General features: G+C 68.9%; 14 protein-coding genes and 2 tRNA genes. 6 read left to right on the forward strand and 10 right to left on the reverse strand.

Features of this window, described 5'->3' with window-relative positions:
• The first annotated feature begins 112 nt into the window (after positions 1-112).
• Entirely contained in the window at positions 113-1747 is a 1635-nt protein-coding gene (argS, locus tag CGZ93_RS14395) for an arginine--tRNA ligase (RefSeq protein ID WP_094364846.1), read from the forward strand.
• Positions 1748-1753: 6 nt separating this feature from the next.
• On the opposite strand, the gene CGZ93_RS14400 is transcribed toward argS, so the two are convergent.
• From CGZ93_RS14400 to CGZ93_RS14410, 3 genes are all read right to left on the reverse strand, one after another.
• Positions 1754-2830 (reverse strand): hypothetical protein, encoded by a 1077-nt coding sequence (locus CGZ93_RS14400; protein ID WP_094364847.1) that lies wholly within the window; start codon positions 2828-2830, stop codon positions 1754-1756.
• A gap of 101 nt (positions 2831-2931) precedes the next feature.
• The gene (locus CGZ93_RS14405) at positions 2932-3606 is read right to left on the reverse strand and encodes a response regulator (protein WP_229117478.1); all 675 of its coding nucleotides are present in this window, start codon (positions 3604-3606) and stop codon (positions 2932-2934) included.
• Between the two features lie 41 nt (positions 3607-3647).
• Entirely contained in the window at positions 3648-4889 is a 1242-nt protein-coding gene (locus CGZ93_RS14410) for a sensor histidine kinase (RefSeq protein ID WP_171197137.1), read from the reverse strand.
• Positions 4890-5071: 182 nt separating this feature from the next.
• On the opposite strand from CGZ93_RS14410, the gene CGZ93_RS14415 reads away from it, so the two are divergent.
• Entirely contained in the window at positions 5072-5725 is a 654-nt protein-coding gene (locus CGZ93_RS14415; RefSeq protein WP_094364849.1) for a DUF4352 domain-containing protein, read from the forward strand.
• Between the two features lie 62 nt (positions 5726-5787).
• Complete coding sequence (locus tag CGZ93_RS19045; protein ID WP_176451782.1) at positions 5788-6984, forward strand: zinc ribbon domain-containing protein; 1197 nt, start codon at positions 5788-5790, stop codon at positions 6982-6984.
• 94 nt (positions 6985-7078) lie between these two features.
• On the opposite strand, the gene CGZ93_RS14430 is transcribed toward CGZ93_RS19045, so the two are convergent.
• The 3 genes from CGZ93_RS14430 to ppgK all read right to left on the reverse strand — a co-directional run bounded on the left by CGZ93_RS14430 (position 7079) and on the right by ppgK (position 10257).
• Positions 7079-8473 carry a cation:dicarboxylate symporter family transporter gene (locus tag CGZ93_RS14430; protein ID WP_094364851.1) on the reverse strand — a complete coding sequence of 465 codons (1395 nt, stop codon included), beginning with the start codon at positions 8471-8473 and terminating at the stop codon, positions 7079-7081.
• A gap of 115 nt (positions 8474-8588) precedes the next feature.
• On the reverse strand, positions 8589-9419 hold the full coding sequence (locus CGZ93_RS14435) for an aldo/keto reductase (protein WP_094364852.1): 831 nt from the start codon (positions 9417-9419) through the stop codon (positions 8589-8591).
• Between the two features lie 28 nt (positions 9420-9447).
• Positions 9448-10257: a polyphosphate--glucose phosphotransferase gene (gene ppgK / locus CGZ93_RS14440; protein ID WP_094364853.1), complete on the reverse strand. Its 810-nt coding sequence runs from the start codon at positions 10255-10257 to the stop codon at positions 9448-9450.
• A 98-nt stretch (positions 10258-10355) separates the two neighbouring features.
• On the opposite strand from ppgK, the gene galE reads away from it, so the two are divergent.
• Complete coding sequence (galE, locus tag CGZ93_RS14445; RefSeq protein ID WP_094364854.1) at positions 10356-11315, forward strand: UDP-glucose 4-epimerase GalE; 960 nt, start codon at positions 10356-10358, stop codon at positions 11313-11315.
• An 80-nt stretch (positions 11316-11395) separates the two neighbouring features.
• Here galE and CGZ93_RS14450 read toward each other — a convergent pair whose 3' ends face one another.
• From CGZ93_RS14450 to CGZ93_RS14460, 3 genes are read right to left on the reverse strand one after another with little or no spacing between them, the layout of a single operon-like run.
• Positions 11396-12832, reverse strand: coding sequence for a PH domain-containing protein (locus tag CGZ93_RS14450; RefSeq protein WP_094364855.1), 1437 nt, complete (start codon positions 12830-12832; stop codon positions 11396-11398).
• Positions 12829-13335 carry a PH domain-containing protein gene (locus CGZ93_RS14455; RefSeq protein WP_229117479.1) on the reverse strand — a complete coding sequence of 169 codons (507 nt, stop codon included), beginning with the start codon at positions 13333-13335 and terminating at the stop codon, positions 12829-12831. Before CGZ93_RS14455 ends, CGZ93_RS14450 begins: the two co-directional genes overlap by 4 nt.
• A complete protein-coding gene (locus CGZ93_RS14460) occupies positions 13325-14035 on the reverse strand; it encodes a DUF1707 SHOCT-like domain-containing protein (protein ID WP_094364856.1) in 711 nt (236 codons plus the stop codon). Before CGZ93_RS14460 ends, CGZ93_RS14455 begins: the two co-directional genes overlap by 11 nt.
• A 102-nt stretch (positions 14036-14137) precedes the next feature.
• Between CGZ93_RS14460 and CGZ93_RS14465 the strand changes: the two genes are divergently transcribed.
• Positions 14138-14208 (forward strand) — tRNA-Gly (locus CGZ93_RS14465).
• A 103-nt stretch (positions 14209-14311) separates the two neighbouring features.
• Here CGZ93_RS14465 and CGZ93_RS14470 read toward each other — a convergent pair.
• On the reverse strand, positions 14312-14725 hold the full coding sequence (locus CGZ93_RS14470; protein WP_094364857.1) for a type II toxin-antitoxin system PemK/MazF family toxin: 414 nt from the start codon (positions 14723-14725) through the stop codon (positions 14312-14314).
• A 59-nt stretch (positions 14726-14784) separates the two neighbouring features.
• On the opposite strand from CGZ93_RS14470, the gene CGZ93_RS14475 reads away from it, so the two are divergent.
• Positions 14785-14858, forward strand: a tRNA-Gly gene (locus CGZ93_RS14475).
• Positions 14859-14883 lie beyond the last annotated feature (25 nt).

The raw sequence follows: 14883 nt of genomic DNA on the forward strand, positions 1-14883 counted from the left end.
CGCATCGACCGCCGGTCACCACCGATGGACGGCAGACCTGCGGTGAACCGCGCCCGCCCACCCACTCGAGGTCGATTCGGAGGGGGAGCCAAGCAGTGAAAGAATGCGCATCATGTCCTCGCTCCCCTCTGAGTTGAACGCACGGGTGGCTGCCGTGGCCGGGATCGACCCGGAACTGCGCGCCGCGACCAAGCCGCAGTTCGGTCACTTCCAGTCCAACGTCGCGCTCCGGCTGGCCAAGGCGGAGGGGAAGCCGCCGCGCGAGGTGGCCCAGCGGATCATCGACGAGCTGGACGTGTCCGACCTGTGCGAACCGCTCGAGGTGGCCGGACCGGGATTCATCAACTTCCGGCTCCGCAACGACGTGCTGGCCCGCACCGCCCAGGCCCTGCTCACCGACCCGCGGGTCGGCATCGCCGCCGCCACAGACCCGCAACGGGTGGTGATCGACTATTCGGCACCCAACGTGGCCAAGCAGATGCACGTCGGCCACCTGCGCACCACGATCATCGGCGACTGCTTCAACCGGGTGCTCAGGGCCACCGGCAACACCGTGATCGCGCAGAACCACATCGGCGACTGGGGCACCCAGTTCGGCATGCTGATCGAGCAGATCCTCGACGAGCAGCTCGACGTCGCCACCCTCGACCTCGCCGCCGCCGACGCCCTCTACAAGCGAGCCGCCGCCCGCTTCAAGACCGACGAGGAGTTCGCCACCCGGGCCCGGGCGCGGGTCGGCATCTTCCAGGGCGGAGACGAGCAGTCGCTTGCCATCTGGCGGCAGCTGCTGGAGATCTCCAAGCAGGGGTTCAACTCCGCGTACGCCCGGCTGAACGTGCTGCTCACCGACGACGACCTGGCTGGTGAGTCCACCTACAACGACGACCTGGCCGCGGTCTGCGACGAGCTCGAGGCCAGCGGGGTCGGTGTGATCGACGACGGGGCGCTGTGCGTGTTCGTCGACGGGTTCGACGCCCCACTGATCGTGCGCAAGCGCGACGGCGGTTACGGCTACGCCACCACCGACCTGGCCGCGATCCGACGCCGGGTGCGCGAGTTGCACGTCGACCGGATGATCTATGTGACCGACGCCCGCCAGTCCGGCCACTTCCGCCAGGTGTTCGCCGCAGCCCGCAAGGCCGGTTGGCTGCCGGACGGCATACGCGCCGAACACATCGGTTACGGCATGGTGCTCGGCGAGGACAACAAGCCGCTCAAGTCCCGCGACGGCTCCGCCGCCAAGCTGGTGGACCTGCTGGATGCGGCCGAGCAGAACGCGGCACCCGACATCGCTCTGGCCGCGATCAAATATGCCGACCTGTCATCCGGGCTGCAGAAGGACTATGTGTTCGACCCGGAGCGGATGACCAAGACCCAGGGGGACACCGGCCCCTATCTGCAATATGCGCACTCACGCTGCTGTTCGATCCTGCGTGAGGCCGAGTCCCGTGGCCACGCGGTCGGCCCGATCGAGGTGCTCGACGAGCCGGCCGAACAGCAGCTGGCGATGTCGCTCTCCCGATTCGGTGAGGTGGTCGACGAGCTGGCCGAGAACCTGCAGCCGCACAAGCTGTGCACCTACCTGTTCGAGCTGGCCACCGGCTTCTCTGTCTTCTATGAGAAGTGCCCGGTGCTCAAGTCCGAGGATCCGGTCCGCGCCTCGCGGCTCGGTCTGGTCCAGGCGACCCGGGACGTGCTCGCGCGCGGGCTCGACCTGCTCGGGATCGTGGCTCCCGAGCGGATGTAGCCCCGCTCAGTCACCGGTCTTGGCCAGGCCGCCGGTCGACTCGGGCGGGGTGTCGGCGCCACTCGTGGTCGCGCCACTGTCCGTGCCGCCCGCGTCGCTGCCCGCAGGGGCCGCTGAACCGCTGGCCCCGTCGCTGCTCCCGGCGCCACCGGCACCTTCGGCCGCACCGCTCGTGGCCCGGGGTGCGGCCGGCTCAGGGGTCTGCGGTGCCGGGGTGGTGGGGGCCTCGGTCTCGGTGCTCTCCGGGATCTCGGTGGTTTCCGGCTCGGTGGTCTCCGGCTCGGTCGGCTCCGTCGTCGGGGCCGCGGTCGGACGCGGGCTCTGGCTGCCGCGCGGGGTGGCGCTGCGCTCCGGCGTACCCTTCCCGGTCGGCTTCGGGCTGCCGGTCGGCTTCGGGCTGACGGTCGGCTTCGGGCTGACGGTCCGGGTCGGCTCCTTGGTCGCGGTCGCCGTCCGGGTGGGCTTCCCGGTCGGCGTGGCAGATTTCGTCGGCTGCTTTGTGGGGGTGGCCGTCTTCGTGGGCTGCTTGGTCGCGGTGGCGGTCTGCGTCGGTTTCGGCTCGACGTTCAACCGCTGCACGATCTCCTTGGCCAGCGGCTCCCACTTCTGGTACGCCCCCGGGAAACCGGAGCGCTGCACCGCCTGGGCCGCGTCGGTGAGGCGCATCTTCTCCCACCCCTTGACGTCGGTCAGGCCCGGATTGCTGGTGTGCTTGGCAACCCCGAGGAACGCCTCGGTGGCCAGCGCCGGCTTGCGGCACTCCCCGCTGGGGCACCACCCCATGCTCGGCCGCTGCTGGAACAGCCCCAGCGAGTCGCGATCGCCATAGTTCAGGTTCTTCAGCGTCGACTCCTGCATGGCCGTCGCGATCGCGATCTGCATCGCCCGCTCCGACATCTTGTGCTTCTTCACCGTGGCGATGATCGTCCTGGCGTTGTCCAGCTGCTCCGCGTTGAGGCCCTTGTAGGCGCTCGACGGAGCGGCGGCCACTGACACCGCGACCGGTACGCCGACACCGGCGCTGCCGAGGGCGGCGGTGAGCGCCACTGCGGTGATGATCCGGCGGGTGCTGAAGCGAGGCATCGGGGTCTCCCTGATCGGTATGCCTCCACGCTAGGAAATCCGGAGTCGTCGACGCACCCCGCGAGCGGCGGAAGCTTCCCCTATCCCGCCCTCCGAGCAGCTCAGCTGGCCCGTTCAACCAGTAGTGCCACCTGCACCCTGGAGTCGGCGTCCACCTTCGCCATCAGCCGCGCGAGGTGGGTTTTCACCGTGGCCTCGCCCAGAAACAACCGGGCGGCGATCTCGCGGTTGGACAGACCCTGCCACACCAACCGCGCGATCTCCTGCTCCCGATCGCTCAACCCGGCAAAGGTTTCCGCAGACTGGCGCCGCAACTGACCCCGGCCGGCCTCGGTCTGGCTGAAGTGGTTGAGCAGGTGTCGGGTGCTGCGCGGGGACAGCACCGCGTCCCCGGCAAACACGGTGTGCACCGACCGTCGCAGGTCCTCGGGGCTGGCGTCCTTCAGCAGGAAGCCGGCCGCACCGGCGGCCAGGGCGGCGTACACGTACTGGTCCAGGTCGAAAGAGGTCAACGCGATCACCTGCGGCGGGCGTACCTGTCGGCGTACCGTGGCGGTCGCCTCGATCCCGTTCACCCGCTGCATTCGCAGATCCATCAGCACCACGTCGGGGGAGTGCCGCTGGCACGCCTCGACCACCTGATCCCCGTCGCTCACCTCGGCGACCACCTCGATCCGCGGGTCCTGGGTGAGGATCTGGCGTACGCCGGCCCTGGCCATCGGGTCGTCATCGACCAGCAGCACGCGGATCCGGGGTGCGTCGGTGGGGGTGGACACCGGCTCATTGTACGAGCGATGCTCTGCTCCGGAGACCGGTTTCACCGCCAGGGCAACCGGACCGACACCTCGAACCAACCGTCCTCGGTTGGACCAACGGTGAGCTGGCCCTCCAGTGCCGCGACCCGCTCCCGCATCCCGATCAGCCCGGACCCCGAGCCGGGTACGCCCGAAGTGCCACCCACCAGCGGATTCCGGATCCGCAGCAGCACCCCGGTCTCGGGACTGGCCCGCAGATCCAGACCGACACTGCTGCCGGGGGCGTGTTTGACCACGTTGGTCAGCGCCTCCTGCACGATCCGGAAGACCGCTCGGTTGAGCAGTTCGCCGGCCTGATCGCTGTCGGTCAGTTGGACGAACGCGTTCACCTGTACGCCGGCGGCGATGGTCGAGTCGATCACCTCGGCGACGTCGGCCATCCCGTGCAGCGGCACCCGGGCGGGCTCGGTGACCGGGCCGGGCGGCTGGGGATCGCGCAGCGCGCCGACCAGATCGCGCAGGTCCTCCAAGGACCGGTGCGCGTTGTCCCGGACCACCTGGGCCGCCTGTGCGGTGGACGGGTCACCGGATCGGATGGCGTCCTCCAGCGCCCCCGAGTGCAACGACACCAGCGACAACCGATGGGCCAGCGCGTCGTGGATCTCCCGGGCCAGCAGCTCCCGCTCGGCCTGCCGGCTGAGCTCGTTGGTGAGGCCCTGCACGTGCTGCTGGGCCTGTTCCAGGTCGGCGTCCACGCTCTCCAACTGGCGTCGACTGCGGCGCAGCCAGCCCAGGCCGAACGCCCCGGCGTACCCGACCAGCAGAATCAGCAGGAAGGCGACCACCCGGGTGAACGGGTCGGAGCTGACGGTCGGGAGGGCGCTGCCACCGGCGATCAGGTTGCGCAGCATGGCCACCACCGAGGCGGCCCCCGCGCCGATCGCGGCCAGCCGCCACTGCTTGAGCGGTCGCCGCGCGATCAGCTCGCTCATCCCGAGCAGCATCAGCAACGAGTCCAGCTGCAGCACCAGGGTGATCACCGCCCCGAGGCCCCAGACCACCCACGGGAACCGGCGGCGGAACAGGATGGACAGTTCGAGCACGATCGCAATCAGCGTGATCATCGAACCAAGCTCGGAGGGCAACGGAGAGCCGTTGGGACCAATGCTGCCCACATACGGTGGGAACGCCTGCGCCGCGAGCACGCTCACCACGGCCAGCACCGGCAGGGCGAGCACGGAGGCGCCCACCGACAGCAGGCTGCGTGCCCAGTGTCGTCGGGGCTGGTTCGGGGGTGGTGGCATGGGTCGGATCCTAGGGGCCGGGACTGACGTTTCGCGTCCGTCGTTCGGGTCGCGGCATGTCGATCTGTTCATCCTTTCGGGTGACGGCCGTCCACCCGATCGCCGGACGCGGGGCAGGGGCCACGGACGGGATCGTGGGAGCACCGCCGGCGCCGACCGGCACCGTCCCCTGAGGAGTCCCGATGTCCCAGCAGCAGCCCCCGCAGCGTCCGCACCAGCAGCACCCCAACTATGCGATGTATCCGCCCCAGCAGGGCATGCAGCCGCCGCCGGCACCGCAGCCGAAACCGAAGAAGCCGATCTTCAAGCGGGTCTGGTTCTGGCTGCTGGCCGGCCTGGTCGGGATCATCGTGATCTCCCAGCTCAGCGGGGGAGGGTCCGGTGCGAGCACCGCCGAACCTGCCGGGCAGAGCCAGCCGGCGACCCGGGCGGCAAAGACGACCCCGCCGCCGGCCGGACTGAACACTCCGGTCACCGACGACGGCGTCGAGTTCACCGTCACCGGATTCCAATGCGGGGTGACGGTGAGCGACATCAGCCGCACCCTGCAGCCGCAGGGCCAGTTCTGCAAGATGGACCTGACGGCGAAGAACACCGGCACCAAGCAGGCGTCGCTGATGGATGACTACCTGAAGGTGATGGACGACAAGGGGGCCGAATACAAGTCCTCTTCCGAGACCTGGATGGTCAACGGGGTGATCCTGATGAAACAGATCAACCCGGGCAACACGCTCACCGGCAGCGTCTACTACGACGTGCCCAAGGAGGTCTCGCCGAGCCGGGCCAAGCTGCAGGGGTCGCTGTTCGGCAAGGGAGCCAACGTCTCGTTGAAGTGAGATTGGGCCGGGCGCATGTGATCATGGTGCCTGCGAATTCTCTCCCTCGAACGGCAGGTGTCATGAGCAACAACCAGTGGAGTGGCCCCGGGCCCGGCGGCGGTTATGGCCCGGGCCCGGGAGGTCCGGGACCGCAATGGGGTGGCCAGGGCGGGCCCGCCGATCCGTGGGGTGGACCTCCCGGAATGGGTGGCCCCGGCGGCCCCGGCCCCGGTCCCGGCCCCGGTGGGCCGGGCCCCGGTCCGGGTGGTCACGGCTCCGGTGGGCCGGCCTTCCCGGCGTACGCTCCGCAGGATCCGAAGCCGAAGAAGAAGGCGACGCCGATCGTGATCGGGGCGATCGTGGCGGTCGGAGCCGTGCTCGGCGCGATCGTCGGTTTCGGTGTGTGGGCCGGTCGGGACACCCCGCAGAAGGGCGTCGACCGCTATTTTGAGGCGCTGAACAACCCCTACACCAGCAACCTGGCCGACCAGGTCGTGAACGTCCCCAGCGCGGAACAGCTCAACGACGCCAAGACCCTCTCCGCCAGCAGGCGCAGCAAATATGAGGTGAGCAACGTGTCCCTCTCGGGCACCCGGGCCAAGGTCGACTACACCGTCGACGGGCGCGCCGAGCAGACCGACCTGGAGCTGCGCGAGGTGAACGGGAAGTACAAGGTCGTCGACGGCTTCTCCCAGCTCTCGCTGAAGGCGCCGGCCGGACTCGAGCTCTCGCTCGGTTACGGCAACAACAACCTGGTGGGCAAGACCGTCCCGCTTTATCCGGGCACCTACGAGCTGCGCGGCAACTCGGGCGGCGTGCTGTCCAGCTACTACGAGATCAAGGGCGGAAAGACGATCACCCTCAAGCCGGGGGAGAAGAGGGACCACGACGTCCAGGTCCAGCTCACCAAGAACGGGGTGGACGCCGCCAAGCGCGCGGTGGGTTCGGCCTTCAGCAAGTGCACCCTCTCCAACGATCCGGCTCCGCAGGGGTGCCCGTTCAGCGTCCCCGCCCCGGCCGACAAGGGGCGGAGTTCGGCGAACTGGGAGGTCAGCGGCGGTGCCCGTCGGGCCTACGACGTCGCCGACAACGCGAGCGTCGACGCCAACCAGCCGCTGAACGCGGTCTGCATGACCTTTGACGCCACCCTCACCTACGAGTACTACACGGCCAACTATGACAAGCGGACGGCGGTTGCCCCGCAGAACCGGTTCACGGCCTGCGCGGACATGACCTCTCGGGCCACCTCGGGGGTTCCTCCGGTCACCTGGAAGTGAGCCGAGGCAGGGATTCCGACCCAGGGATTCCGAACGGCACAGCCCCCGGGAGCGGATTGCTCCCGGGGACTGTTCGGTTCAGGCGTACGCCGCGTCACCTGTAGTCGCGTGAGTTGACCCGCTCCCGGGTCTCCACGTTGAGGCTGGACTGCGGGTGCCCCTCCAGGGACTGCTCGGGGGCGGTCGGCGACTTGCGGTCGTCGATTTCGTGGTGGTGGCTGAGCATGGTCGCCTCGTCGAACGGGATCTCCTTGTCCAGCACGCGTCGCGCGGTGTCCTGATCGAGCTCACCGACCCACTTCCCGATCAGGAAGGTGGCCACCGCGTTGCCGGTGAAGTTGGTCAGCGCGCGCGCCTCGGACATGAACTTGTCGATGCCGACGATCACGCCCATGCCGCCGAGCAGCTCGGGCCGGTGCGACTGCAGGCCGGCCGCCAGGGTGGCCAGGCCTGCCCCGGTGACGCCAGCTGCACCCTTGGAGGCCACGATCATGAACAGCAGCAGCCCGAGCTGCTCGCCGATGCTGAGCGGGATCTTCATCGCGTTGGAGACGAACAGCGCCGACATGGTCAGATAGATCGCGGTGCCGTCGAGGTTGAACGAATAGCCGGTCGGCACGGTCACCCCGACCACCGGCTTGGAAACCCCGGCGTGCTCCATCTTGGCCATCAGTCGCGGCAGCGCGGTCTCGGAGCTGGAGGTGGAGAAGATCAGCAGGTATTCCTTGCCCAGATAGCGAAGCATCTTGAAGATGTTCAGTCCGGCGACCACCCGCAGCAGGGTGCCGAGGATGACCACGATGAAGATGATGCAGGTGGCATAGAACGCGCCCATCAGCAGCAGCATCGCGCCGATCGCCGACCAACCGGTGGAGCCGACCACCGCCGCGATCGCGCCGAACGCGCCGATCGGGGCGGTCCACATGATCATCATCAGCACCCGGAACACCAGCGCCTGCAGATAGGTCATCGCCTTGATCACCGGTTTGCCGGATTCGCCGAGCTGCTGCAGTGCGAAGCCGATCAGCAGCGCCACGAACAGCGTCGGCAGCACCGGGAGTCCCTCGGGGATGATGTGCAGCAGGAAGTCGACGGTGCCGTTCACATCGCCCGGCTTCGCCGGGGTGTACGGCTTGAGCGCCAGGCCCTCACCCGGGTGGACCAGGTTGCCGACGACCAGACCGATGCCCAACGCGAAGGTGGACATCGCCATGAAATAGCCCAGGGCCAGTCCGCCGACCTTGCCGACGGTGGCAGCGCGGGCGATCGAACCGATGCCGAGGACGATCGTGCAGAAGATCACCGGGGCGATGATCATTTTGATCAGCTTGATGAACCCGTCACCGAGCGGCTTCATCCCCTTCGCCGTCTCCGGCGCCACCAGGCCCAGGATCACGCCGGCGATCACCGCGACGATCACCAGAATGTAGAGCCAGTGGGTGCGGTCCTTCTTCCGCGGCTGCGCTGGTGCGGCCGGGTCTTGGGTCATTGGGGTCTCCTGTGCCTACGCGACAGGACCGGCCCCGTCGCCGGCTAAATGGTAGGGCCCACCACCCGGTAGATGTCGAGAAAATGGGCGCAAATGGCCCAGATCACGTTACTGCTCAGTGACCGAACTCGTCGGAGTCCTTCACCTCGAAGTCGGCCGGCGGCTGCAACGAGGTGAGCGCCTGCACCTCTTCCTCGGACAGCGAGAAGTCGAAGACCGACAGGTTTTCCCGCTGCCGCAGCTGGTTGGCCGACTTCGGCGCCACCGCGCAGTCCTGCTGCACCGCCCAGCGCAGCAGCACCTGGCCCGGCGTACGCCCGTGGGCCTCGGCGATCTGCTGCACCAGTTCCTCGGTGATCACGCCCTCGCCGCGACCCAGCGGGGACCAGCCCTCCGTCACGATCCCGTGCTGGGCGTGGAACTCCCGCTCGGCGCTGCGATCCGCCCACGGGTGCAGTTCGATCTGGTTCACCTCGGGGGCCACCCCGGTCGCCTCGATCAACCGGGTCAGGTGGGCGGGTTTGAAGTTCGAGGTGCCGATCGCGCGGGCGAGACCCTTTTCGCGCAACGCCAGCATCCCCTCCCACGCCTGCAGATACGCGTTCTGGTCGGGGTTGGGCCAGTGGATCAGCAGCAGGTCGACGTGGTCCAGCCCGAGCCGCTCCAGGTTGCCGGCCAGGCCGGCGGCGGGGTCGCTGTGCCACTTCCGGTTGAACTTGGTGGTGACGAAGACCTCCTCGCGCGGCAGCCCGCAGGAGCGTACGCCGCGGCCGACGCCGGCCTCGTTCTCGTAGTTCTCGGCGGTGTCCACGTGCCGATAGCCGACCTCGACCGCCGAGCGGAACGCCTGCTCCACCTCGTCGTCGTTCATCGGCCAGGTGCCGAGGGCGACCTGCGGCATCCGGGTGCCGCCGGAGAGCTCAAGCAGGGGTGCGGTGTCGGACATTCGGTGCTCCTCGGGGTCGGGACAGGATTCAGTTGACGGTGCCGGGGTGGGCCGACGGCGAATCGCGCAGCGGGTCGGGATGCTCGGTGCGGTCGACCGCCAGCCAGGCGGCGCCGATGATGCCCGCCTTGTTCCGGTGCTTGGCGGGCACGATCGGCGCGTTCAGCTTCAGCTGGGGCAGGAACTTGTCGGAGTTCTTGCTCACCCCGCCGCCGACCACGATCAGGTCGGGCCACAACAGCCGTTCCACGGTCTCGTAGTAGCGCTGCAGCCGCGGCACCCAGTCGGAGTAGGACAGCCCGAGTTGGTCCTTCACCCCCGAGGACGCCTGGGTCTCGGCGTCCTTGCCGTCGATCTCGATGTGCCCGAGCTCGGAGTTCGGCACGAGTACGCCGTTGTGGATGATCGCGCTGCCGATCCCGGTGCCGAGGGTGGTCATCAGCACCAGGCCGGGGTGGTCCTTGGCGGCGCCGAACTTCGCCTCGCACACGCCGGCGGCGTCGGCGTCGTTGACCAGCACCACGTCGCGGCCGAGCTTGTCCTCGAAGATCTTCTCGGCCTCGGCGTCGATCCACGACTTGTCGATGTTGGCCGCCGAGCGGGTCCGCCCGTGCGTCACCACCGCGGGGATGGTCAGTCCGATCGGACCGTCGCCGATCTGGTCGGCGAAGTGGGTGACGATCTCGGCCACCACCTCGGCCACGTTCTTGGGCGTGGACTTCTTGGGGGTGGCGATGCGCAGCCGGTCGGTGGCGAAGTCGCCCGCCGCCAGGTCGACCGGCGCCCCTTTGATGCCGGATCCGCCGATGTCGATGCCGAGTACAGGTCGTTCTGCCACGCCCCGAGCCTACCCAGCGGTCCGGACCGGGTGGCAAGCGGTCTCATCCGCGTGCTTGGCTGGAGGCTGATGCGGTATCGCTAGCGGAGGAGTGGTTGATGACCTGGTTGGTCACCGGAGGTGCGGGTTACATCGGAGCGCACGTGGTGCGTTCGTTCCTCGGCGCGGGCATCGATTCGGTGGTGCTCGACGACCTCAGCTCGGGCCGGAAGGGGTTCCTGCCGGCCGGCGTACCCCTGGTCGAGGCGAACATCCTGGACACCGACACGGTCGCCAAGACGCTGGCAGAGCACCGGTGCGAGGGTGTGGTGCACATCGCCGGGTTCAAATATGCCGGGGTGTCGGTGCAGCAGCCGCTGCACACCTACGCCCAGAACGTCACCGGGACCGCCTCGGTGCTGGAGGCGATGGACCAGTGTGGGGTCGACCGGATCGTCTTCTCCTCCTCGGCCGCGGTCTATGGCTCGCCCGACACCGAGTTGGTTACCGAGGATTCGCCGACCAGGCCGGAATCCCCTTACGGGGAATCAAAACTCGTCGGGGAGTGGCTGCTCGCCGACCAGGGTCGCGCGGTCGGGCTGCGACACACCTCGCTGCGCTACTTCAACGTGGTCGGTTCCGGCTCCGATGAGGTCCACGACGTCAGCCCGCACAACCTCTTTCCGATCGTGATCGAGGCGCTGCTGGCCGGGCGTACGCCGAAGATCTTCGGCACCGACTATGACACCCCCGACGGCAGCTGCGTCCGCGACTACGTGCACGTGGCCGACCTGGCGCACAGCCATGTGGTCGCCGCCCGGGCGTTGGCTGCCGGCGAGGAGTTGCGTCCGGTCTACAACCTCGGTTCGGGAGAAGGACTGTCGGTACGCCAGATCATGGCGGCGATGGCGGCCGGTACCGGGATCGACTTCACCGCGGACGAGGGTCCGCGGCGTCCCGGCGATCCGGCCCGGATCGTCGCCAGCGGTGAGGCCGCCGCCCGCGACCTCGACTGGGCCATGCGACACAGCATTGACGACATGGTCCGCACCGCCTGGTCCGCCCGCACCGCTGGCTGAGCGCACCGCTGGCTGAGCGTGTCGAAGCCACTGCCCGCCCGCACCGCTGGCTGAGCCTGTCGAAGCCGCGCCCGGTTCGCTCAGGGCAGACCCGCCCGCGCCCGCGCCGCCCGCGGCAGCTGCTCGTCGACGATCCGCCGGGCCTCGGCCACATCGAGGTGGTGCAGCACCTGGGTGACCGGCCCCGGGGTGGTGTCGACGTGCACGGTGGCGAGCCGCAGCCGCCGCTGCAGCGGGCCTTGGGTCAGGCGTACCGACTGGGTCTTGGCGTGCGGCACGATGTCGCGGTGATGGCTCAGCCAACCCGACTCGGCCACCATCACCTCCTCGTTCCAGCCATAGCGCAGCGTCCGCCAACCGATCGGCCGCAGCCACGCCGCCCGCCGCGGCACCCGCTGCAGCGTGATCTGCTCGTCGGCGGCTGTGGGCAGCAGGTGGGCCATCGTGAGGCGTACCTGTTCGGTCCGGGCGACCGGCAGCAGCATGCTGGAGGCGGAACGGGTGTTCTCGGTGCCGTCGTGGTGGCCATAGCCGAGCACGTCGATGTCCACCCGGTGCAGCCGCAGGAAGTGTCGCCACAGCCAGGACTGGCTGATCCGCACGCCCTGGATCCGGTCCAGCGGCACCGACTGGCTGGTCAGGTTGGTCAGGCCGCGGGTGATCCGCAGCGCGCCGCCGCCGGTCTGGGCGAGGGTGTAGTTGAACTGTGAGATCACCCGGCGGCTGATCATCGACAGGGTGCCGATGATCAGCGGGATCAGCCCGCCGATCGCGAATACGCCGACGCCGAGCCACCAGGTGATCGCCATCGCGGTCAGCACGGCGAGCACCGAGATGATGAACTCGGTGGAGGTGACCAGGCCGAGTACCAGGATCGGCGGCTGCAGGCGTACCAGGATTCGGTCGGAGCTGGCGAGGTCGTTGAACGCGTCCGCCTGCGGTTGCTGTTCCGATTCGGCCAGCGTCGTTCGTACGCCGTGGGCGCGAGTCAGCAGATAGTCGCGCAGTTGGTACGCCCGATCGCGCTTGAGGTAGCGCAGCACCACTCGGGAGTCGCCGCCGCCGGCCTCGATGCGGAGCTCGCAGAGCCCGAAGAGCCGGGCGGCCAGCGGTTGGATGACGTCGATCGACTGCACCTTGCCGAACGGGATGCGCCGCGAGGAGCGGGTGAGCATCCCGGTCTCGATCCGCAGCTCGGTGTCGTCGATGACATAGCGGGTCCACCACCAGGCAGCCAGCGAGACCAGTCCGGCGAGGAGTGCCACGGCGAGGATGCCGAGCGCGATGATCCACCAGATCGAGAACCAGTCGATCTCTCGGCCGCTCCGCGGGCCGCCGCGCGGGATCAGCTCCTGGGAGAAGGCGACGATGATCGCCACGAACACCACCCAGCCCCGGATCAGCGGGGTGAGCGGATGCGGGCGTTGGGCGATGGTCGGCGGCTTCTCACCGGGCTCGGGGGTGGCCTGGGTCTGGGGCGGGCGAGGGTCGTCGGGCGGGGGAGCGGGCAGGCTCACAGTCCGGACATCCTCGTCTCACCCAGTTCGGTCAACCGGTCGCGCAGGGCGGCGGCCTCGGCGGGTGGCAGCCCGGGGATGGTGGCGTCGGTGGAGGCGGAGGCGGTGATCAGCTTCACGGTGGCCAGGCCGAGGGCGCGTTCGATCGGGCCCGACTCGACCTCGACCACCTGCATCCGGCCGTAGGGGACGGCGGTGAGTCGGCGGAACCAGAGCCCGCGGGTGACGTAGAGGTCGTCGGCCAGTTCGGCGTACCCCCAGGAACGCCACAGCGCATCCATCCGCCAGAACCGCCAACCGGTCCAGACCAGGCCGGCCACCAGCACCGGCACCCAGCAGTACCAGAGCCCGTTGCTGAAGAACCAGACGACCGCGGTGGCGAGGGCGACGAACGGCAGCCAGCCGATCAGTACGCCGGCCCGGCGCAGGGTGCGATAGCGCGGGGCGAGGCGGTGCCAGTGTTCGGTGGGCGGGGCGAAGAGGGTGTCGAGATCAGTGGCCACGTTCGATCCGTCGTTGCTCGCGGCGCTGTCGGCGGGCGGCTCGGCGCCGGCCGCCGAACGTGTCGGGGCCCTTCACCTCGACGCCGCCCATCAGCGCGACCCCCTTGATCACGATCGTCGGGCCGTCCGGGTCGGGCTGCAGCCCCTTGACCTCGGTGCCGCCCATGATGCCCACCACCTCGTCGCGCACGTTCACCCCGGCCGGGACGGTGATCTCAAGCCCGCCCATCATCCAGAACCCTTCGATCACCACCTCCTTGGCGTCGAACACCGCCTCGGTGAAGTCGAGCTCGTTGCCGCCCATCAGCGCATAGGCGCGGGTCTGGCGGCGGACGTGCCAGATGCCCTTGCGGGTGGATCCGCCGAGGATCCCGACGAGGGTCTCGCTGTCGGGGGCGCCGGCCTCGGGTCGGACGGCCGGCAGGTTCGGGCTCTGTTGGTTCGACGGGTTTGCGCTGTTGAGCCGGTGCTGCGGGAGCGGGGAGTGCAGGGGGACCAGGTCGCGGGTCAGCGGGACGAGGTCGTCGAAGGTGCGCGCCTGGTGGGCCAGTCCGCTGCGCTCCTCGTGCTCCTCGCGGGTCAACCGGCCTTCGGCGTACGCCGCAGAGAGCAGGTCGAGCACCTGGGTGCGGTCGGCGTCGCTGGCGCGGAGGTCGCCTCCGACGGCGGGACCGACGTCATCGGGTTCGGCGGGGCTCATGGGTCCAGCGTAGGCCAGCAGCACTACCCGTGGTCAGATCGGCGACACCCGTTCCGGGGTTAGCCGGGGAAGGCCCCGACTCGCGTACGCTGACGTGGTCCCGCGGGCGTAGTTCAGTGGCAGAACGGCACCATTCCCTGGTGCAGACGTGAGTTCGATCCTTGCCGCCCGCTCTCCGTCGGGTCGTAGCCCGAGTAGGCCGCCCGCTGCGCGATGATCATGACCAGGGCGGAGTCATATCTGCCCGGGGAGGATATGACCCCGAATCGGTCATGATCATTTCCGGTGGGCGCGCACCGCATCCGCGACGGCTTTGAATCGCCGCTCGTCCAGGCGTACGCCTGCCCCGCGGGTCTGCTCGGGGTCGATCCGGACGATCCGGTTCACCCGCGCCTCGCTCGGTCGGCGCCGGCTGTCCCACTCGCCGACGCCGACATCGATCCAGAAGCGTCCCTCGCGCGCCTCCTGGGCGTGATCGCGATCGTGGTCCTGTGAGGTGAGCGGGAGGCCCAGCAGCCACGGCTCCTCGCGGCCGATGATCAGCACCGGACGCTCCTTGCCCTGGCGGTGGTCCTCCTCATACGGGACCCACGCCCAAGCGACCTCACCGGGATCGAGCAGGTGCCCCGGATGCGGGGCGTACTCGATCCGGGGCAGTCCGCGATAGTCGCCGGGGTAGGGCTGGGTCATGGGAATCAGTGTCGTCGCTGGCGCACCGATGCGCTATCATGGCGGAGCGCTCGTCGCACGCGAATGTAGTTCAATGGTAGAACATCAGCTTCCCAAGCTGAATACGCGGGTTCGATTCCCGTCATTCGCTCCACTGATCCACTCGGCCATGCAGCGAT

The sequence above is a fragment of the Enemella dayhoffiae genome (genome assembly GCF_002250625.1).
GTDB classification, from domain to species: domain Bacteria; phylum Actinomycetota; class Actinomycetes; order Propionibacteriales; family Propionibacteriaceae; genus Enemella; species Enemella dayhoffiae.